Origin of the sequence: Hydrogenophaga sp. (genome assembly GCF_018780075.1) — a bacterium.
Taxonomy (GTDB): Bacteria; Pseudomonadota; Gammaproteobacteria; order Burkholderiales; family Burkholderiaceae_C; genus Hydrogenophaga.
Window position 1 is genome coordinate 33,515 of the sequence record NZ_JADMKB010000141.1, and the last position, 17,086, is coordinate 50,600.

Consider the following 17,086-nt stretch of genomic DNA (forward strand, 5'->3'; position numbering starts at 1 on the left):
GCGGGACGTTGCCCCCCGAGGGGGCTGATCCGGCTTGGGGCGGCCCGGCGCCGGATCGTCTCTGCGTCTGACTTTCATCAACGTTGTTGGTGCCCTGCGCGGGCACAATGGCCGGCATGACAAACAAGGTGGTGGTGGCAGGTGGTGGCATCGGTGGCCTGGCCTGCGCGTTGGCGCTGGCCCGCGCGGGCGTGGAGGTGGACCTGCTGGAGCAGGCGGCCGCGTTCGGCGAGGTGGGCGCGGGCCTGCAGCTCGGCCCCAATGCCGTCCGGGTGCTGCACGCGTGGGGCCTGACTGAGGCGCTGTACGCCAGCGCGGCCTTCCCGGAAGCTTTGCACGTCCGAGACGCTCACAGCGCGAGCCCGCTGGGCCACCTGCGGCTGGGGGCGATGTCGCGAGCGCACTACGGCCAGCCCTACGCCACCCTCCACCGTGCCGACCTGCATGGCCTGTTGCTGGAAGCGGTGCAGCACGAGCGGCGGGTTCACCTGCACCTCGACACCCGGCTGGCCGGCTACGAGGAGGGCCCCACGCGGGTGAACGTGACCTGCGAGAACGAAGCGACGTTCGAGGCCGACGCGCTGGTCGGCGCCGACGGCCTGTGGAGCCGGGTGCGCGCCGAAATGCTGGGCGCGCAGCCGGCGCGCGTGAGTGGCCACCTGGCCTACCGGGGCATGGTCGCGGCGGAGGACCTGCCCGGGGTGATGCGCGAACCGCTGGTGACGGCCTGGCTGGGGCCGCACCTGCACGTGGTGCATTACCCGGTGCGGCGCGGCGAGTGGTTCAACGTGGTGGCGGTGGTCGAAGGCATGCTCGGTCGCGGGCACGGCGGGCCGCCAGGCAGCGACCCGCAAAGCTGGACCCACGAAGCGCGGCAGGCCGACCTGCTGGCCGCGCTCGGCCCGGTCTGCCAGGAGCTCAAGGCGATGCTCGATCGCGTGGGCGAGTGGAAGCTCTGGGCGCTCAACGACCGCACACCGTTGGCCAGCGCCGCCGAACACGCGAAGGGCCGGGTGGCCCTGCTGGGCGACGCGGCGCACCCGCTGCGGCCCTACCTCGCGCAAGGCGCGGCGATGGCGCTCGAAGACGCCTGGACGCTGGGCCGCCTGGCCGAGACGGCCGGCGATGCGCCCGATTGGCCAAGGCTGTTCGCGCGCTACGCCGAGACGCGCTGGCAGCGCAACGCCCAGGTGCAGGCCCGCTCGCAGCGCAACGGCACCATCTTTCACGCCAGCGGCCCGCTGCGCTGGGCGCGCAACGCGTCGATGGCGCTGCTCGGTGAGTCTTTGATCGACAACGCCTGGCTGTACAGCGGCCCGCCGGAGCCGGTGTGACCCCCCTGCGCCGCTGCGCGGCTTCCGCCCGTGGGATCACTGTGAACCACTCATCGACTCGACGGCGGCCTGCACCATTGAACACAGGCCAGCGCGCTTCGAACATCTCAGACAGAGGGGCATTGAGGTAAGGCCCATCAACGCTGGCCTTCCAGGCGCTATGGAGCATGCTGCACTTCACGGGTGCATCGGTGACCAGACTCAGCAGAAGCCGCGCAGGTGCTCCAGCGACACATGCCGCAGCGCGAATTCTCTACCGACGCGCTGTATGTCGGGCATGTGCTTGACCGAGTCCATCTCCTGCATCGCTTTCGTGCTGATGCCCGGCAGACCCATTGCAGACAGTCCTTCAGGCGTGACGTCCGGGTCATAGCGTGCGTAGGCGAACAGCTTTGGCCCGCTCCAGTTGGACGGCTCAACAGCATCGCTCAGCATGCTGCCGAATTCTCGATCAATGCGGCCGCCGAACCGGCAGTCGCCCAGCATCCGGCAGGCCATGTCCCAGCCTGCGGCGGCCGCATTCATCAGTGCGCCAGGCAGGGTGCTGGCGTTGTAGATGATGTGCATGTCGCTGGCCTCCAGATCCATCTGTGCCTTGGCCGCTCCGCCGGTGCCCACCGAAACGACGAGCAACCGGTCTGCACCTGTGGCCCAGTTCACCGCATAGGGCGCTGCCGTGGCCATCTGGAACGCCAGGAACGCGGGGTTGTTGTAGGTGGTCACACCTCCGTCGACAAAGATGAACGTGTAGGCATCGGGCGTGCCTTCGGCCAGCGTCACGATCTCAGGTGGAAAAAAGGTGGGCGCCGCCGTGCTGGCGCGCACCAGTTGCCAAAGCGGCAGGCGCAAGTTGCAGTCCTTGCGTGCCAGCTGGTTGTACCCGGCGAACGGGTTGTTGCTGATGGGCCATGGCGAGTCGGTGGTGGCATTGCGCATCACCATCATCAGCAGGGTGCGCAGGCCTGGACTGCCGAGCGTGGGGTCGTCGCCGAGTGCTTTTCCCAGCTCGATTCTCAGCAACGTGGCGAGCGGTTCGTCGTTGTACTTGTAATTCAGCCGCCGAAGCAGGAAGGCCTTGTCGAACATCTGCTCGCCGCTGTCCTCGTAAAACTGCCGGATACGCGACATCGACATGCCACACGAGACACACGCGGCGATGATCGCGCCGGTGCTGGTCCCGCAGACGAAGTCGAAGTAGTCGGCCAACACAAAGTCGGGCCCCTTGCCGAGACGGGTGCGCAGATCGTCCTCGAGCTTGGCGAGGATCTCCACACTCATCAAGCCCAGAATGCCGCCGCCATCGCAGGCGAGGATCTTCTTGGGGCCAGGAGCTTGCATGCGCTGGATCAGGGCTTCATTCATGGGGTCCTCCTTTGAGGGGCGCTCTCAGGTTTCGCGCTGTCTGGGTTACCCGAGCGCGCGGGTGTCGATCCAGTTCACGTTGCTGGTACGGCGCTTGACTTCGGTGACCATGTGCCTGGTGCCGCCCGGTCTGCCGGAGCCGCCACCGTCCCACAGGCAGACAAAACGCACCTTCTCCGGACCATGCGACAAGGCCGTGTAAAGCAGCCACAGGTTGCAGCGCTCGAATGGGCTGGAGCCTGCCGGAAGCGGCCCAAGTTCGGTGGGCATGGTGCGTGGCGGCTCGGCATGGGGCGGCTTGAGCCCTTCTTTCAGTGCGACGAAGCGCTTGCGCCAGGTCGCGCCGTCGGATGAAGGGTTGATGGACGACTCGATGAATTCGGGTTCCTGCGATGGCAGCAACAGCTGCAAGCGCACGCCGCGCCGGACGCAGGCCTCGGCAAAGATCAGGTCACCACCGGCCGCCCCCTGCGTCAGCGCCAGGTCGCCGGGGCCAGCCTGCAGTTCGTCGAGCACGCGCTCGATCTCCGAGGTGGCACGCGGCACCATCGAGGCGGGGAAACGAGGTTTCGCCCGCGTCGGGGTGTCCACCATGTGGCCGGAGAACAGGATCACCTGACGCGGCTGAAAGGGTGGCGTGCTGCGAGCGATCTCGCGGTCGAGGATCTCCAGTGCAGCGCTCGTCTCCTCGGGGCGGAATTGCAGGTCGCGCAGCAGTGTCAGTGTCTGACGCGTCGAGTCCAGCGCAAACCAGTCGCGCTTCGCCGCCGTCGCCACGTTTCGGAATTCCTTCTCCACGACATCACGTGGACGCACCAACAGGCACAGCTCGGCATAGCTGGCTTTCGCCCAGTAGTCACTCTTGTCACGTTCTTGTGCGGTCAGTGCGGCCCAAAGCACTCCTCCGGTCAAGTTGTCGACAGCCACTTGCTGAACCTCACCGCCCAGGTGTCTGAGCAGCAGCAAAAGGGTCAATGCGTTGATGCCGGAGTAATAGTGGGAAGGATCGACGATGAATGCCTTCCGGTAGAGCGCCTGTGCATCTTCAAGGCTGGCTGTCTCCAGGCACGCTGCCATTCGAAACCGCTCCTGCGACAGATCAGCTGTCCGCCAGCGAGACTGCCAGCGGTCCTTTTCCACCCGTCCGGCCAGCGAAAGTGCCTCTGCATCGCCTGGTCGGTCCGAAACGAACTGACGCGCCGCTTCGAGCGCCTCCTCATGCTGCCCGATGCGGCCCAGGCAGACGATGCGTTTGCTGCGACACGCCCAGTCGTCGGGCTCGACACGCAATCCGTCTTCGAACTGCTCAAGTGCAAACGAGAACTGGCGCACCTGCAACAAGCTGTTGCCTGCCGCGCGCTTGGCTTCGAGCCACAGCGCCTGCGTCGGGGTCTCGCTGGCCAGCACCAGGAGGTCCCCCGCGCAGCACTTGGCGCGAGCGACCTTCATGCGGGCGTCCCAGCGTTCGAAGGCCGCACCGAACTCGCTCTTGTCCTGAAGCAGCAGGTCGCGCCAGGCCGGCTCACGCAGGTGCGGCAGCAAGGTGTAGACCGGGCTCACCTTGCGTTGCGCGTCGACCGCCAGCGTGGCAAGGGCCATGGCGGTCAACGCGGCCTTGTTGGCCTCCACGAACTCAGGGTCGGGTCCACCGTCCTTCAACCGGTAGCGCAGCTTGCGATCAGTGTAGATGTCAAACGGACTGGTCAGCCGCGGTCCCTGCACCAGCAACACCCCACGGGCGCGCAGCGCATGGCGTATACCCAACTCGTACCAGACGTTGGGGTTGTCCAGCGTCAGGTCGGCCAGCACCAGGTCGGCCACCAGCAACTCCTGAAACATGTCGGTTCGGATGTCTCCGGCCCGCTGCTCCTCGTCCGCGCGAAACACCTCGCAGCCGGCGGCTTCGAGCGCCGGTTTCAGCAGCTCGGCATAGACCCGGTTGAAGTCGATGTCTTTGCCATCCGCGCCCGGTTTGGTGCCAAAGGGCATGGCAATGAAGGCATGAGGTGTCATGGGCAGAACGCTGGTTCAAACACAGTGGCAACTCCATCGCTGGACGTGATGTCGAGCACTAGCATGCGGCAGTTCAGGCGCAAACGCAATCGTCCAATGGGGAAGCCGGGTCGTGCGCATCCCGTTCCGGCGAAGCCCCAGATCCACGACAAATGTCCATACGGGCACTTCGATGCCATCGCACAGGAGTGGGCGGCTTCTTCGTGTGCGGCTGATTGGACGGAATGCAGTTTCTGCTGTCTACTAGCAAAGGTTGGCCGGCTCGCCGGGTCGAATTGGCGGGTTTTCCGGTTTTTCTGGCCTCATCGGGGGACAGGGGATGACCGACATATTCCTGAGTTACACGGAGCGAGACCGTGACACGGCGCGGCGGGTTGCCGAGGCGCTTGGCTCGGTGGGCTGGAGCGTCTGGTGGGACCGGCGGATTCCGGCCGGGGAAACCTGGCGCAGCGTGCTGGAGCATGCACTGGAAGACATGCGCTGCATGGTGGTCTTGTGGTCGACCAAATCGGTTGAAAGTGAATGGGTGTACGAGGAAGCCTCCGAGGGCCGCCGCCTGGGCAAGCTGGTCCCGGTGATGATCGAAACCGTTCGCCCGCCGGCTGGTTTCCGCGAGATACAGGCGGCCGACCTGACAGGCTGGGACGGCTCGCCCGATTTTGATGGCCTGCGCATGCTGCTGTCGGACCTTGAGCACCTGCTGGGCAAGCCGGTGGTGACCACCGCGGATGACACTGCGTCTGCCGGCCGGCACGCTGACAGACCTGCCCCTGCAGAACATGACCCTGACCCGCCTTACAACCCGACCGATGTGCCCGGACGGGCCAAGCCGGCTGCACATGGCGCCAGCGCGCGCTGGCCACTCAGGGCAATGGCCGGCGGCGGGCTGCTGGCGGGTGTGGTGGCCTTCATCGGCCTGTCCTCTCGCCAGCAACCTGCTCCCCCGACTCCGACTCCAACCCCGGCTGCGGCCACGGCCACGGCCACAGAATCTGCCAGTCGGGAACCCGAGCGAAGCGTGCCGCCGGTGGTTCCCGCCGCCGTTCCGCCCGACCCTTCACCGCCGACGGCCAGCGTCCTGCCCGACATCTCCCGCGACTCGCGCACTGCATTGACGTCCTCGGCGACGCGCCTGTCGCGCAGCAAACCCCAGCCCGAACCTTCCTCCCCCATCAAGCGGAGCGATTCAACCCGCCTGTCCAGTGCCCGCTGCGCCGATCTGCTGGCCCGCATCCAGCTCGGCGAAACACTCTCCGAGGCCAGCCAATCAAGATTCGACAAGGAGTGTTGACCATGAACAGTCCATCCCCCCACCTATCGCGTTCAGCCCTGTGCACTGCGGCTCTTGCGGCCCTGCTGCTGGTGGCCAGTTGCAACAGCCTCCAGAAACAGACCGCTTCGCCGGCACCGCCCGCTGCCGCGGCGCCCCCGCCCGTATCGGCCAGCCCCGCCGCCCCAGCTCCGCCACCGCCAGTGCAGCCTTACGACATGGCGGTGTTGAGTGCCGCCACGGCCTTGTTCACCAATGCCAAGCTGCCACCGGCCGGCGCCCCGGCCCAGCCGAAATACCCACTGGTGATCGACCCACTGATCGACGGCATGACCGGCGCCCAATCGGTGACGACGCGCTCCATGGGCCGGCGACTGACCGATCTGATGCGTGAGCGCTACCCGCAGTTCGACGTGCAGGCCTTTTCGGCGGCCAATGTGGCGCGCAGCCCGCTGGTCCTGATCGGCACGTTCACCGGTGTCAATGCCGAGCGGAAGACAGCGGGCGCCCGCGAGGCCTACCGCATCTGCTTCGCGTTGGCCGATCTGCGCACGGGTAAGCTGGTGAGCAAGGGCCTGGCCTTTGCATTGCCGGAAGGCGTGGACCCGACACCGCTGGCCTTTTTCCGCGACGCCCCGGCCTGGTCGGAAGACCCGGCAACCGAGGGCTACATCAAGACCTGCCAGGGCACCAAGGCTGGCGACCCGATCAACCCGCTCTACTTGGACCGCATTCTGGCGGCTTCGGTCGTTGCGGAAGGCATTGAAGCCTACGAGGCTGGCCGTTACAGCGAAGCCCTCGATTTTTACAACAGCGCCCTGGCCATGCCGGCTGGCGACCAGTTTCGCGTGCACAACGGCATTTATCTCGCCAACTGGAAGCTTGGCCGCGTGCAACCGGCCGAGGCCGCCTTTGCCAAGGTGGTTGACTATGGCCTCGTGCACCAACGGCTGGCAGTCAAGTTCCTGTTCCGTCCCGGCTCGACGGCTTTCATGGCCAATGCGGCGCTGAGCAGCAGCTATCCGACGTGGCTGAAAATCATCGCCCGGCGCACCGGCGACAGCGGCAAGTGCCTGGAGATCACCGGTCACACCAGCCGGACCGGACCGGAACCATTGAATGAACGGCTGTCGCTGATCCGGGCCGAATACATCAAGACGCGTTTGGCCCAGACCTCGCCGGGGCTCGACAAACGGATGATCGCCAACGGCGTCGGTTCTAAACAGACGATGGTCGGTAACGGGCGCGACGATGCCAGCGATGCGCTGGACCGGCGGGTGGAGTTCAAGGTGATTGGGTGTGCATAACTTGCTGGCCGACGGCGGTTGCCGAAAAATTGTCTCGACCCGGGCCTATCCACAGCGGGCAAGATCAGGAGCAGACCTTGGTGCGGTACGTGGTTTTGTACAACCTCCAATGCAACCACCAATGACCCCAGTCGATCTTGAACAGCCAAACGCCGATTCAAGCCATGAAGGGCTGGTACGCTGTTCATCTTGATCTGTTGCTCAAGCGTCCTTGCGATCATCCTGGATGCGACAGTCAACCTGCTGGTCTGTTCTCCCCTTCAAGGAATCGCCCCATGCGCTTCGCCCAACGCCGTCACGCCATCGTCACCGCCATCGCCTTGGCTTGCAGCGCTTCCTCCGTGTTCGCCCAGCCCGCCTGGCCCAGCCAGCCGCTGAAGATCGTGGTGGGGTTCCCCGCCGGCTCCTCGCCCGACCTGATGGCGCGGCTGCTCGCCGAGCCGCTGCAGCAGGCGCTGGGCCAGCCGGTGGTGGTGGAGAACAAGACCGGTGCCGGCGGCAACATCGCGGCCGATCAGGTGGCCCGCGCCACCGACCACCACACCGTCGGGCTGATGATCAACGGCAACCTCACCATCGCCAAGATCCTCAACCCGGCCACGACCTACGACCCGCTAACCGACCTGACGCCGGTGTCGCTGATCGCGACCTCGCCGCTGGTGCTGACCGTGCCGGCGAGCGTGCCCACCACCGGCGCGGCGTACTTCGCGGCGGCGCGCCAGTCGGGCGACAAGTGGAACTACGGCACCCCGGGCATCGGCACCGTGGCCCACCTGGGCATGGAGCTGCTCAAGGCCAAGGCCGGCATCGCGCCGCTGCACGTGCCGTACCCGGGCAACCCGCAGGTGATCACCGCGCTGCTGGGCGATCAGATCCAGATGTCGCTGCTGCCGCCGGGCCTGGCCATGGCGCAGGTGCGCGCGGGCAAGCTCAAGGCCATCGGTGTGACCTCGGCCGGGCGCAGCAGCGTGGTGCCCGAGGTGCCGAGCCTGGCCGAGGCCGGCGTGAAAGACCTGCAGCTGGAGATCTGGAACGCGGTCGCCGCGCCCAACAGCCTGCCCAAGGCGCACGTGAACCGGTTGGCCACGCTGCTGGCCGAGATCGTGCGCCGGCCCGAGATCCGCCAGAAGATCCTGGCCCAGGGCTGGCAGGTGGCGGGCACCTCGCCCGAAGGCCTGGCCAACCGCATCCGCGTGGACACGGCGGCGATGGCGGACGTGATCCGCAAGAACAACATCAAACCGAATTGACCCACCCCTGCCGCGCTGCGCGCGACCCCCTCAAGGGGGCAACGCGAGCGGCCTGGCAAAGCCAGTTCCGCCGCGTTCTGGCCTCGGGCACGCGCGCCGGATGGTGATCAACCCTGCCACACCGTTTCAACCCCGCTTGACACCCAGGCAGGCGGCCATGGCCGACAGCTCGGCGTCCAGTGCGGGTTGGAACGTGTCGTCCTTGGGCGCCAGTCCGTCCACGTAGCCCAGGTCCGCACGCAGCCGCCCATCCGCCACCGACAGGTTGCCCCAGCCGATGACTTGGTCGCGCCACAGCAACGGCATGGCGTAGTAACCGCGCACGCGTTTGGCCGGTGGTGTGTAGGCCTCGAATCGGTAGGCCCAGCCCCAGAGGCGCTGAAAGCGGTCGCGGTCCCAGACCACGGGGTCGAAGGGCGCCAGCAGGCGGACCGCTTCGGGCGCTTTCCAGCGCCGGGAGCAAGGGTCCTCTTCGGCCGGCCAGTACCACGCGACACCGTCCACCTCGGCATGGGGCAGGCGCTGCACGGCCCGCTGCAGCGCGGCGCGCAACTGGTCCTGCCACTGCGGTACCGCGTGCCGGAGCATGGCCACGAGCTGACGCAGGCCGGGCAGCGGCAAGGGCGCGTACTTGTTCACCAGCACGTCCACCAGCTGGTCCAGCACGGCGGGCACGTCGTCGGGCGCTTGCTGTGGCTGGTGCGCTGCGTAGAGGCGGATGCCGTTGTCGCGCCGCGCCACGCGCAGCAGGCCGCGGTAGTGCATGGCGTCGAGCAGCTGGGTGCTGGCCTTGGACCGGCCACCGAAACCGTTGGTGGTGTGGCCGTGGGCGAAGTGCGCGTCGACCTCGCGCGGGTGGGCCTCGCCGCGTTGCTGCACGTGGTGCCAGACCGCTTCGGCCTGCGCCCAGCGCTCGGCCGACCACTCGGTGCGCGCGGTGCGCGGGTGCATGCGCGCGTGCAGCTCGGGCGTGACGAAACCGTAGTTGACGAAGAAGTCCTCTTCCACCGCCAGCGTCGGGTAGTGCCGCTCCAGATCACCGGCCCGGTAGCCCTTCACCCGCTGGCGCAGCGTCAGGTCCTGCGCACGGGCCGGCGACCGGATCGGGTCGGCCTGCACGAAGCCCAGGCGCGCGATGGCCTTGGGCAGGGTGGTGGGGGTGAAGAGGCTGCGGGCGACGGCGTAGCGGCGCAGGTCGGAAAGGGCAATTGAGGGCATTCCATGATCATGCCGCAGTGCTCTGAACCAGTGCCTTGTCCGGCGCGAATTGCCTTGTCCAGGATGCGGTGGAACCGGCTCTGCCGGGCCACCCGCATCGCCCCTGGGGGGCGGGGCTTCAAAGCGCCGTGCGCAGCGTCCAGATTTCCGGGAACAACACCACGTCCAGCATCTTGCGCAGGTAGCTCACGCCGCCGGTGCCGCCGGTGCCGCGCTTGAAGCCGATCACGCGTTCCACCGTGGTCACGTGGCGGAAGCGCCAGAGGCGGAAGGCGTCTTCGAGGTCGGTGAGTTCTTCGCCGAGCTGGTAGAGGTCCCAGTGCTGTTTCGGGTCCCGGTAGACGGTGAGCCAGGCCTGCTCGACCTCGGCGTGCGCCTCGTAGGGCTGGGTCCAGTCGCGCTGCGTGTGGCTCCCGGGCACGGCGATGCCGCGCCGCGCCAGCAGGCGCAACGCCTCGTCGTACAGCGAGGGCGCCTCGTACGCGGCCTGCACCATCGCCAGCCGTTCGGGGTTGTGCGCGTGCGGCTTGAGCATGGCCGCGTTCTTGTTGCCCATCGCGAACTCGATGCAGCGGTACTGGAAACTCTGGAAGCCGCTGGACTGCGCGAGGTAGGGGCGCAGCGCGCTGTATTCGGGCGGTGTCATGGTGGCCAGCACGTCCCAGGCGTGCACCAGCTGCTCCATGATCTTGGAGACGCGCGCCAGCATCTTGAACGCGGTGTTGAGCTCGTCGTTGGCGATGTGCTTCATCGCGGCGTGCAGCTCGTGCAGCATCAGCTTCATCCACAGTTCGCTGGTCTGGTGCTGCACGATGAAGAGCATCTCGTCGTGCGCGGGCGAGAGCGGCTTCTGGGCGCTGAGCACGGCGTCGAGCTGCAGGTAGTCGCCGTAGCTCATGTCGTGGCTGAAATCGAGCTGGGCTTTTTCTTCGGCAACGATGGCTTCGGTCCGCGACGCGGGTGCGCTGTCGGGTTCGGCGTGGAAGGGGCAGGACATGGTGGTGCTCCGGGTCAGGTCACGGCGTGCTTGCGGCTGAACTCGGGGCGTTGCCACTCGCCCGATTCGAGCACCTGCTTCAGGTGCTCGACCGAGTTCCACACATCGACGAAGCCGATGTACAGCGGCGTGAAACCGAAACGCAGGATGTCCTTGTGCCGACCGCCGTCGCCCGCGCGGTAGTCGCCGATCACGCCGCGCGCGATCAGCGCCTGCACGATGGCGTAGGCACCTTCGTCCTTCGTGAGACAGACCTGCGAGCCGCGTTGCGCGTGCTCGCGCGGTGTGGCCAGACCCAGACCGTGGCCGGCGCAGCGCGCTTCGACCAGCGAGATGAAGAGGTCGGTCAGCGCCAGCGACTTCGCGCGCAGCGCGGCCATGCCGCCCAGCGGCTCGGCGGCCAGCACCGTGTCCACGCCGCAGTCCAGCGCGGCCAGGCTGAGCATGGACTGCGTGCCGCACTGGTAGCGGGTGATCCCCGGCGCCGGCTGGTAGTCGGGCGTGAAGGCAAACGGTGCGGCATGGCCCCACCAGCCGGCCAGCGGCTGCCAGAAGCGGTCGGCGTGTGTCGGGTTCACCCAGACGAAGGCGGGCGCGCCCGGGCCGCCGTTGAGGTACTTGTAGCCGCAGCCGACCGAGAAGTCCGCCTTGGCGCCGTGCAGGTCCACGGGCACCGCGCCCGCGCTGTGTGCCAGGTCCCACACGGTCAGGATGCCTTCGGCGTGCGCGGCGGCCGTCACCGCGGCCATGTCGTGCATGGCACCGGTGCGGTAGTTCACGTGCGTGAGCATGAGGATGGCGACGTCGGCGGTCAGCGAGGCCGCGATCTCTTCGGGTTCCACCAGCACCAGCTCCATGCCGTGCTGCTTGCACAGCGCTTCGGCGATGTAGAGGTCGGTCGGGAAGTTGCTGCGTTCGCTCACGATGCGTTTGCGCTGCGGCGCGTCGGCGGCGGCGATGTTCATCGCGGCGGTCAGCACCTTGAACAGGTTGACCGAGGTGCTGTCGGTGGCGACCACCTCGCCGGGGCCGGCGCCGATCAGGCGCGCGATCTTGTCGCCGACCCTGGCCGGTTGCTGGAACCAGCCGTTCTTGTTCCAGCTCTGGATCAGGTCGGTGCCCCACTCGCGGGTCACCACATCGGCCACGCGCGCAGGCGCGGCGGCGGGCATCACGCCCAGCGAGTTGCCGTCGAGGTAGAGGGTGCCGTCGGGGATGTTGAAGGCCTTGCGCAGGTCGCGCAGCGGGTCTTGCGCGTCGAAGGCGATGCAGTCTTGCTGGGTGGTCATGTGGGTTGTCTCCATCAAACAGGGTGGGTATCCGGTGCGGGGCGCTTCATTCCAGGAACACCGCGGAACCGGCTTTGCCGGGCCGCTGGTGTTGCCCCCTGGGGGTGACGCCGCAGGCGGCGCGGGGGTTATTCGAGACTTCTGAGCACGGCGCGCACGGGGCTCGCGTCGGCGGTGGTGAGCTTCAGGGGCAGGGCGATGAGTTCGTAGTCGCCCTCGGGCACGTCGTCGAGCAGCAGGTTTTCCAGCACGCGCAGACCACGCTGCCGGATGGTCTGGTGGCTGGTCAGCAGCTTGCTGTCGGCCGGGTCGATGCTGGCGCTGTCGATGCCGATGAGCAGCACGCCGCGGTCGGCCAGCAGCGCCACGGTTTCGGGTGCGAAGGCGGGCAGGGCGCTGTCGAAGTGGTTTTGCGGCATGCGCTCGTAGACGCGGACCAGCACCCTGGGCGGCAGCCCCCACGCTCCGCCGCTGCGCGGGTCGCTGCCCCCCGAGGGGGCTGATTCGCCTTGGGAGCGGCCCAGCGGCGAATCGCCCAACGCGTGCGCGATGTGTTCTGGCCGCACCAGCGGCCCGCAGCCGATGGCGTGGATCACACGGCAGGGGCCGATGAAGGCCTGCAGGTCCACCGCGCCGATGGCCGCGCCCTCGGGGTCGTAGTGCAGCGGCGCGTCGGCGTGCGCGCCCACGTGCGGACTCAGCGTGATGGCGCTGACGTTGACCGGGCAACCCGGGCCGATGCTCGCGACCCACTGCTGCGAGTAGGCCGTGTCACCGGGGAAAACCGGGGCGCCAGCGTGGACGGGAGGGGAAATGTCCCAGAGCTTTTTCATGGTGCGGTGAAGGTAGCACCGGCGAAAAAACCATGGTGTCGGTAATTTCCAACGGCCTGAAAAAATACTTCAGGCCTAAATTAAATGAATCAACCCGTGCGGGTCAGGGCAGCGGCGGCATGCGCGCCACCAGCACCTTGAGCGCCCGGTCGCTGGACACGTCGGCGAACACCGCCGGGTTGGGCAGGCGCTGCGCCGGTTCCAGCTCGGGCGCTTCGGCGGCGAGCAGGTCGCGCAGAAAGCTCTCGGGGATTTCCGGCGCGTTCAGGCAGAGCAGGGCGTGGCCGCCGGGGCGCAGCAGGTCGGGCAGGCGGCGCACCAGCCGCGCGTAGTCCTTGTGGGCCACGAAGCTGCCCCGCTGGAAGCTCGGCGGGTCCATGATCACCAGCCCATACGGCCCCAGGCGCGTGACCTTGCCCCAGGAGCTGAAGAGGTCGTGCGCGAGGAACTTGGCGCCGCTGTTGATGCCGTTCAACTGGTGGTTCTGCTGGCCGGTGGTGAGCGCGCCCTGCGCCATGTCGAGGTTCACCACCTCTTTCGCGCCGCCCTGCAGCGCCGCCACCGAAAAGGCGCAGGTGTAGGCGAACAGGTTGAGCACCTTGTGGCCCTGCGCGTGCGCGCGCACCCAGCGACGGCCCTCGGCCATATCGAGAAACAGGCCGTGGTTCTGGCCGCGTTGCAGGTGAACGCGGTAGCGTGCACCGTCTTCGGTGACCACGTGCGATTCGGGCACGCTGCCCGCGAGCACGGTGGTCTCGCTGCGGCCGTCAAAGCGGGTCTGCAGCAAGGCGTTGAGCGGTTCGCCGGGCGCGATCTGCGCCTGCCGCGCCTGCAGGGCGGCGGTCAGCGCGGCCTGTTCTTCGGCCGTGGCCTCGCCGAACTTGGTGAGCACCCACACGGGCGGGAAGGCGTCCAGCGCCCAGGCCTCGCAGCCCGGGTGCAGGCCGCCGCGCCCGTGGAACACCCGTTGCGCGTCGGTGGGCATGGCCATCGTGGCGATGGCGTCGAACAGGGCTTGCATGGGAGGGGGGTGCGGGTCAGCCGCCGAAGGATGGATTCAGGGGCGCCAGCCCATGGCGGCGGCGCGCCTGTCCACAGGCGTCGCTGCCCTCTTCAAACTCGCGGCAGGGGTTGGGGCGCCACTCATAGATGCCACAGGTGGCCTTCTCGCCGATGCGGCCCGAGAGGGCGGCGCAGCGCGGGCGGCCGTGGTCTGTGCCGCGCATGCGGCTGGTGCTGTCGGTCACCGGCACCCACAGCCCGTCGGGCACGCTGCCACCCTCGGACTGGGTCTCGAACACCGAGAAGTCCACGCGGAAGCTGGCGCAGCAGGCGCCGCAAGCGGTGCAGGCGCTCACGGGCTGGTTCAGCCCAGGCGGCCCAGCAGCAGGTACTCCATCAGCGCCTTCTGCACGTGCATGCGGTTCTCGGCCTCATCCCACACGACCGACTGCGGGCCGTCGATCACTTCGGCGCTCACCTCTTCACCGCGGTGCGCGGGCAGGCAGTGCATGAAGAGCGCGTCGGGTTGGGCCACGGCCATCATGGCTTCGTCCACGCACCACTGCGCGAAGGCGGCGCGGCGCACCTCGTTCTCGGCCTCGTAGCCCATGCTGGTCCAGACGTCGGTGGTCACGAGGTCGGCGCCGGCGCAGGCGGCCTTCGGATCGTTGAACACCTTGTAGCAGGCCGGGTTGGCGACACCGGCCAGCTTCGGGTCCACCTCGTAGCCGCTGGGTGTGCTCACGTGCACGGTGAAGCCCAGCAGCTCGGCCGCCTGCAGCCAGGTGTTGGCCATGTTGTTGCCGTCGCCCACCCAGGCGACCACCTTGCCCCTGATCGCGTCCAGCGGGTTGCCACTGGCGGCCGGCCGGTACTCGACCATGGTGAACAGGTCGGCCAGGATCTGGCAGGGGTGGAACTCGTTGGTCAGTCCGTTGATGACGGGCACCCGCGAGTGCGCGGCGAAGCGCTCCAGCTTGGTCTGCTCGTAGGTGCGGATCATCACCAGGTCGACCATGCGGCTGATGACCTTGGCGCTGTCTTCGATCGGTTCGGCGCGGCCGAGCTGGCTGTCGCCCGTGGTCAGGTGCACCACCGAGCCACCCAGCTGGTACATGCCGGCCTCGAAGCTCACGCGGGTGCGTGTGCTGGCCTTCTCGAAGATCATGGCCAGCGTGCGGTCCGGGTCGGCGAAGGGCTGGTGCTTCTCGAACGCCTTGAACTTGGCTTTGATGAACGCCGCGCGCGTGAGCAGGTAGGCGTACTCGTCGGCGCCGAGGTCCTTGAACTGGAGGTAGTGGCGGATGGGCATGCGCGGGTCCTCAGGCGTTTTCCGACAAGAAAGTGGTGATGATGGGCAACAGGAGGGCGGCCACTTCGTCGGCTTCGGCGATGGTCATGATCAGCGGCGGCACCAGGCGGATCACGCTGTCGGCCGTGACGGACAGCAGCAGGCCGGCGTCGGCCGCGCGCTGGGTGATCACGCCGCAAGGTTTGTTCAGTTCCACGCCGATCATCAGGCCCTGGCCCCGGATCTCTTTCAGCCCCGGGTGGCCGGCCAGGCCTTTCGCCAGCGTGTCGCGCAGGTGAGCGCCCACGGTGGCGGCGTTCTGCAGCAGGCCGTCTTCTTCCATGATGCGGATGGTTTCCACCCCGGCGCGCATGGCCAGCGGGTTGCCGCCGAAGGTGGTGCCGTGGTTGCCCGGCTGGAAGATGTGGGCGGCCTTGGGGCCGGCCACCACCGCGCCGATCGGCACGCCCGAGCCCAGGCCCTTGGCCAGCGGCATCACGTCCGGCTTGATGCCCGCCCACTGGTGGGCAAACCACTTGCCGGTGCGGCCCATGCCGCACTGCACCTCGTCGATCATCAGCAGCCAGTCCTGGGCGTCGCACAGCGCGCGCACGTCCTGCAGGTACTGCACGCGCATCGGGTTGATGCCGCCTTCGCCCTGGATGGTTTCAAAGAACACGGCCACCACGTTGGGGTTGCCTTCGGTGGCCTGCTTCAGGGCCTCGATGTCGTTCACCGGCACGCGGATGAAACCCTCCACCAGGGGGCCGAAACCGGCCTGGATCTTGGGGTTGCCGGTGGCGGAGAGCGTGGCGATCGAGCGGCCGTGGAAGGCCTTTTCATAGACCACGATCTCCGGGCGTTCGATGCCCTTGTCGTGGCCGTACTTGCGCGCGAGCTTCAGCGCGGCCTCGTTGGCTTCCAGGCCGGTGCTGCAGAAGAACACGTTGGTCAGGCCCGAGCGCTCCACCAGCAGCTGCGCGAGCTTTTCCTGGTCGGGCACGTGGTAGTAGTTGCAGCAATGCATCATCTTGGCCACCTGTTCCTGCAGCGCGGGCACCAGTTTGGGGTGGCCGTGGCCCAGGGTGTTGACGGCGATGCCGGCCAGCGCGTCCAGGTACTCCTTGCCGTTCACGTCCCAGACGCGGCAGCCTTTGCCGTGCGACATGGCGATCGGCAGTCGGCCGTAGGTGTTCATCACGTGGGGCGACGACGGGGCGGCGGGGGCGGCGGCATTCATGCGGAACTCCGGAGTGGAAGGGGCCAAAAGAAAGCGGCTCAACGAAGGTTGAGCCGTTGAAAGGCGATTTTAGGCGCAGGCAACGGCATCATCTTTGCTTGTTGGGCATCAGAGCCATGCGGCACACCCGGTTCCGGACGGCCCGGGTTTTCCCTGATCCTGAGTCTTATATAAGATAGAATACCCATCTCACCGGGCACGAGCGATCCTCGACGTTTCGGTGGCTTTTTCACCCTCCCGCGCCCTCCATCCGAAGGCCTTTCCTGCACTCCACCGATGGCTCAACCCGCTGCCAAGCAAGTGTTCATCCAGGGCGTCACCAGCTCGGGTCGCGCTTTTCGCCCCAGCGACTGGGCCGAGCGGCTGGCAGGTGTGATGAGCCAGTTTGGCCCCGGCGGCAATCAGGGGCGCATCGGCAGCCACATCGCCTACTCGCCCTGGTGCGTGCCCACGGTGATGAACGGGGTGAAGGTCGTGGTCGTGCACACCGACCTGCGCGAAGCCGAACCCATGGCCTGGGATTTCGTCATGCATTTCGCGCGCGACAACGACCTTCAGGTGGTCGAAGCCTGCCTGATGCCGGACAAGACTTGAAGCACCCCCGCCGCGCTGCGCGCGACCCCCTCTAGGTGTGAAGCTTCAATAGGTTGTATCCGGTGTTCATCCGGATTGGGTTTGAG

Annotated in this window: 15 protein-coding genes and 1 pseudogene; 6 read left to right on the plus strand and 10 right to left on the minus strand. The window is 67.3% G+C overall.

What is annotated here, in order from left to right; translation table 11 throughout:
* Window positions 1-116 precede the first annotated feature (116 nt).
* Window positions 117-1,334 carry an FAD-dependent monooxygenase gene (locus tag IV088_RS22160; protein WP_291106285.1) on the plus strand — a complete coding sequence of 406 codons (1,218 nt, stop codon included), beginning with the start codon at window positions 117-119 and terminating at the stop codon, window positions 1,332-1,334.
* A 201-nt stretch (window positions 1,335-1,535) separates the two neighbouring features.
* Here the strand turns inward: IV088_RS22160 and IV088_RS22165 are convergent, their stop codons facing one another.
* Window positions 1,536-2,696: a patatin-like phospholipase family protein gene (locus IV088_RS22165; RefSeq protein ID WP_291106288.1), complete on the minus strand. Its 1,161-nt coding sequence runs from the start codon at window positions 2,694-2,696 to the stop codon at window positions 1,536-1,538.
* 45 nt (window positions 2,697-2,741) lie between these two features.
* Window positions 2,742-4,709, minus strand: a complete 1,968-nt coding sequence (locus tag IV088_RS22170) for a TRAFs-binding domain-containing protein (protein ID WP_291106291.1) — start codon at window positions 4,707-4,709, stop codon at window positions 2,742-2,744.
* A gap of 319 nt (window positions 4,710-5,028) precedes the next feature.
* Here IV088_RS22170 and IV088_RS22175 point away from each other — a divergent pair, with 319 nt between their 5' ends.
* From IV088_RS22175 to IV088_RS22190, 4 genes and pseudogenes are all read left to right on the plus strand, one after another.
* A complete protein-coding gene (locus tag IV088_RS22175) occupies window positions 5,029-6,000 on the plus strand; it encodes a toll/interleukin-1 receptor domain-containing protein (RefSeq protein ID WP_291106294.1) in 972 nt (323 codons plus the stop codon).
* Window positions 6,001-6,002: 2 nt separating this feature from the next.
* Window positions 6,003-7,286, plus strand: a complete 1,284-nt coding sequence (locus tag IV088_RS22180) for an OmpA family protein (RefSeq protein WP_291106297.1) — start codon at window positions 6,003-6,005, stop codon at window positions 7,284-7,286.
* Between the two features lie 53 nt (window positions 7,287-7,339).
* A pseudogene (locus IV088_RS22185) lies at window positions 7,340-7,522 on the plus strand (IS481 family transposase); the annotation flags it as partial.
* 39 nt (window positions 7,523-7,561) lie between these two features.
* Window positions 7,562-8,536, plus strand: a complete 975-nt coding sequence (locus tag IV088_RS22190; RefSeq protein WP_291106318.1) for a tripartite tricarboxylate transporter substrate binding protein — start codon at window positions 7,562-7,564, stop codon at window positions 8,534-8,536.
* 126 nt (window positions 8,537-8,662) lie between these two features.
* Here the strand turns inward: IV088_RS22190 and IV088_RS22195 are convergent, their stop codons facing one another.
* The 8 genes from IV088_RS22195 to IV088_RS22230 all read right to left on the minus strand — a co-directional run bounded on the left by IV088_RS22195 (window position 8,663) and on the right by IV088_RS22230 (window position 16,406).
* Complete coding sequence (locus IV088_RS22195; RefSeq protein WP_291106299.1) at window positions 8,663-9,754, minus strand: crosslink repair DNA glycosylase YcaQ family protein; 1,092 nt, start codon at window positions 9,752-9,754, stop codon at window positions 8,663-8,665.
* A gap of 118 nt (window positions 9,755-9,872) precedes the next feature.
* Entirely contained in the window at window positions 9,873-10,751 is an 879-nt protein-coding gene (kynA, locus tag IV088_RS22200) for a tryptophan 2,3-dioxygenase (protein WP_291106301.1), read from the minus strand.
* A gap of 14 nt (window positions 10,752-10,765) precedes the next feature.
* On the minus strand, window positions 10,766-12,040 hold the full coding sequence (kynU, locus tag IV088_RS22205; protein ID WP_291106303.1) for a kynureninase: 1,275 nt from the start codon (window positions 12,038-12,040) through the stop codon (window positions 10,766-10,768).
* A 128-nt stretch (window positions 12,041-12,168) separates the two neighbouring features.
* Entirely contained in the window at window positions 12,169-12,873 is a 705-nt protein-coding gene (locus IV088_RS22210) for a cyclase family protein (protein WP_291106305.1), read from the minus strand.
* A 103-nt stretch (window positions 12,874-12,976) separates the two neighbouring features.
* Window positions 12,977-13,894: a class I SAM-dependent methyltransferase gene (locus IV088_RS22215; protein ID WP_291106307.1), complete on the minus strand. Its 918-nt coding sequence runs from the start codon at window positions 13,892-13,894 to the stop codon at window positions 12,977-12,979.
* A gap of 16 nt (window positions 13,895-13,910) precedes the next feature.
* Entirely contained in the window at window positions 13,911-14,231 is a 321-nt protein-coding gene (locus IV088_RS22220) for a YkgJ family cysteine cluster protein (RefSeq protein WP_291106310.1), read from the minus strand.
* An 8-nt stretch (window positions 14,232-14,239) separates the two neighbouring features.
* Complete coding sequence (argF, locus tag IV088_RS22225) at window positions 14,240-15,187, minus strand: ornithine carbamoyltransferase (protein WP_291106312.1); 948 nt, start codon at window positions 15,185-15,187, stop codon at window positions 14,240-14,242.
* Between the two features lie 10 nt (window positions 15,188-15,197).
* Entirely contained in the window at window positions 15,198-16,406 is a 1,209-nt protein-coding gene (locus tag IV088_RS22230; RefSeq protein ID WP_291106314.1) for an aspartate aminotransferase family protein, read from the minus strand.
* 276 nt (window positions 16,407-16,682) lie between these two features.
* Here IV088_RS22230 and IV088_RS22235 point away from each other — a divergent pair, with 276 nt between their 5' ends.
* Window positions 16,683-17,000 carry a DUF3579 domain-containing protein gene (locus IV088_RS22235; protein WP_291106316.1) on the plus strand — a complete coding sequence of 106 codons (318 nt, stop codon included), beginning with the start codon at window positions 16,683-16,685 and terminating at the stop codon, window positions 16,998-17,000.
* Window positions 17,001-17,086 lie beyond the last annotated feature (86 nt).

Bases quoted from the DNA above. Each gene is read 5' to 3' on its own strand.
- IV088_RS22160 (WP_291106285.1), top strand. From the start codon at position 117: ATGACAAACAAGGTGGTGGTGGCAGGTGGTGGCATCGGTGGCCTGGCC.
- argF (WP_291106312.1), bottom strand. From the start codon at position 15,187: ATGCCCATCCGCCACTACCTCCAGTTCAAGGACCTCGGCGCCGACGAG.
- IV088_RS22215 (WP_291106307.1), bottom strand. From the start codon at position 13,894: ATGCAAGCCCTGTTCGACGCCATCGCCACGATGGCCATGCCCACCGAC.
- kynA (WP_291106301.1), bottom strand. From the start codon at position 10,751: ATGTCCTGCCCCTTCCACGCCGAACCCGACAGCGCACCCGCGTCGCGG.
- IV088_RS22190 (WP_291106318.1), top strand. From the start codon at position 7,562: ATGCGCTTCGCCCAACGCCGTCACGCCATCGTCACCGCCATCGCCTTG.
- IV088_RS22180 (WP_291106297.1), top strand. From the start codon at position 6,003: ATGAACAGTCCATCCCCCCACCTATCGCGTTCAGCCCTGTGCACTGCG.
- IV088_RS22235 (WP_291106316.1), top strand. From the start codon at position 16,683: ATGGCTCAACCCGCTGCCAAGCAAGTGTTCATCCAGGGCGTCACCAGC.
- IV088_RS22230 (WP_291106314.1), bottom strand. From the start codon at position 16,406: ATGAATGCCGCCGCCCCCGCCGCCCCGTCGTCGCCCCACGTGATGAAC.
- IV088_RS22210 (WP_291106305.1), bottom strand. From the start codon at position 12,873: ATGAAAAAGCTCTGGGACATTTCCCCTCCCGTCCACGCTGGCGCCCCG.
- IV088_RS22170 (WP_291106291.1), bottom strand. From the start codon at position 4,709: ATGACACCTCATGCCTTCATTGCCATGCCCTTTGGCACCAAACCGGGC.
- IV088_RS22165 (WP_291106288.1), bottom strand. From the start codon at position 2,696: ATGAATGAAGCCCTGATCCAGCGCATGCAAGCTCCTGGCCCCAAGAAG.
- kynU (WP_291106303.1), bottom strand. From the start codon at position 12,040: ATGACCACCCAGCAAGACTGCATCGCCTTCGACGCGCAAGACCCGCTG.
- IV088_RS22175 (WP_291106294.1), top strand. From the start codon at position 5,029: ATGACCGACATATTCCTGAGTTACACGGAGCGAGACCGTGACACGGCG.
- IV088_RS22195 (WP_291106299.1), bottom strand. From the start codon at position 9,754: ATGCCCTCAATTGCCCTTTCCGACCTGCGCCGCTACGCCGTCGCCCGC.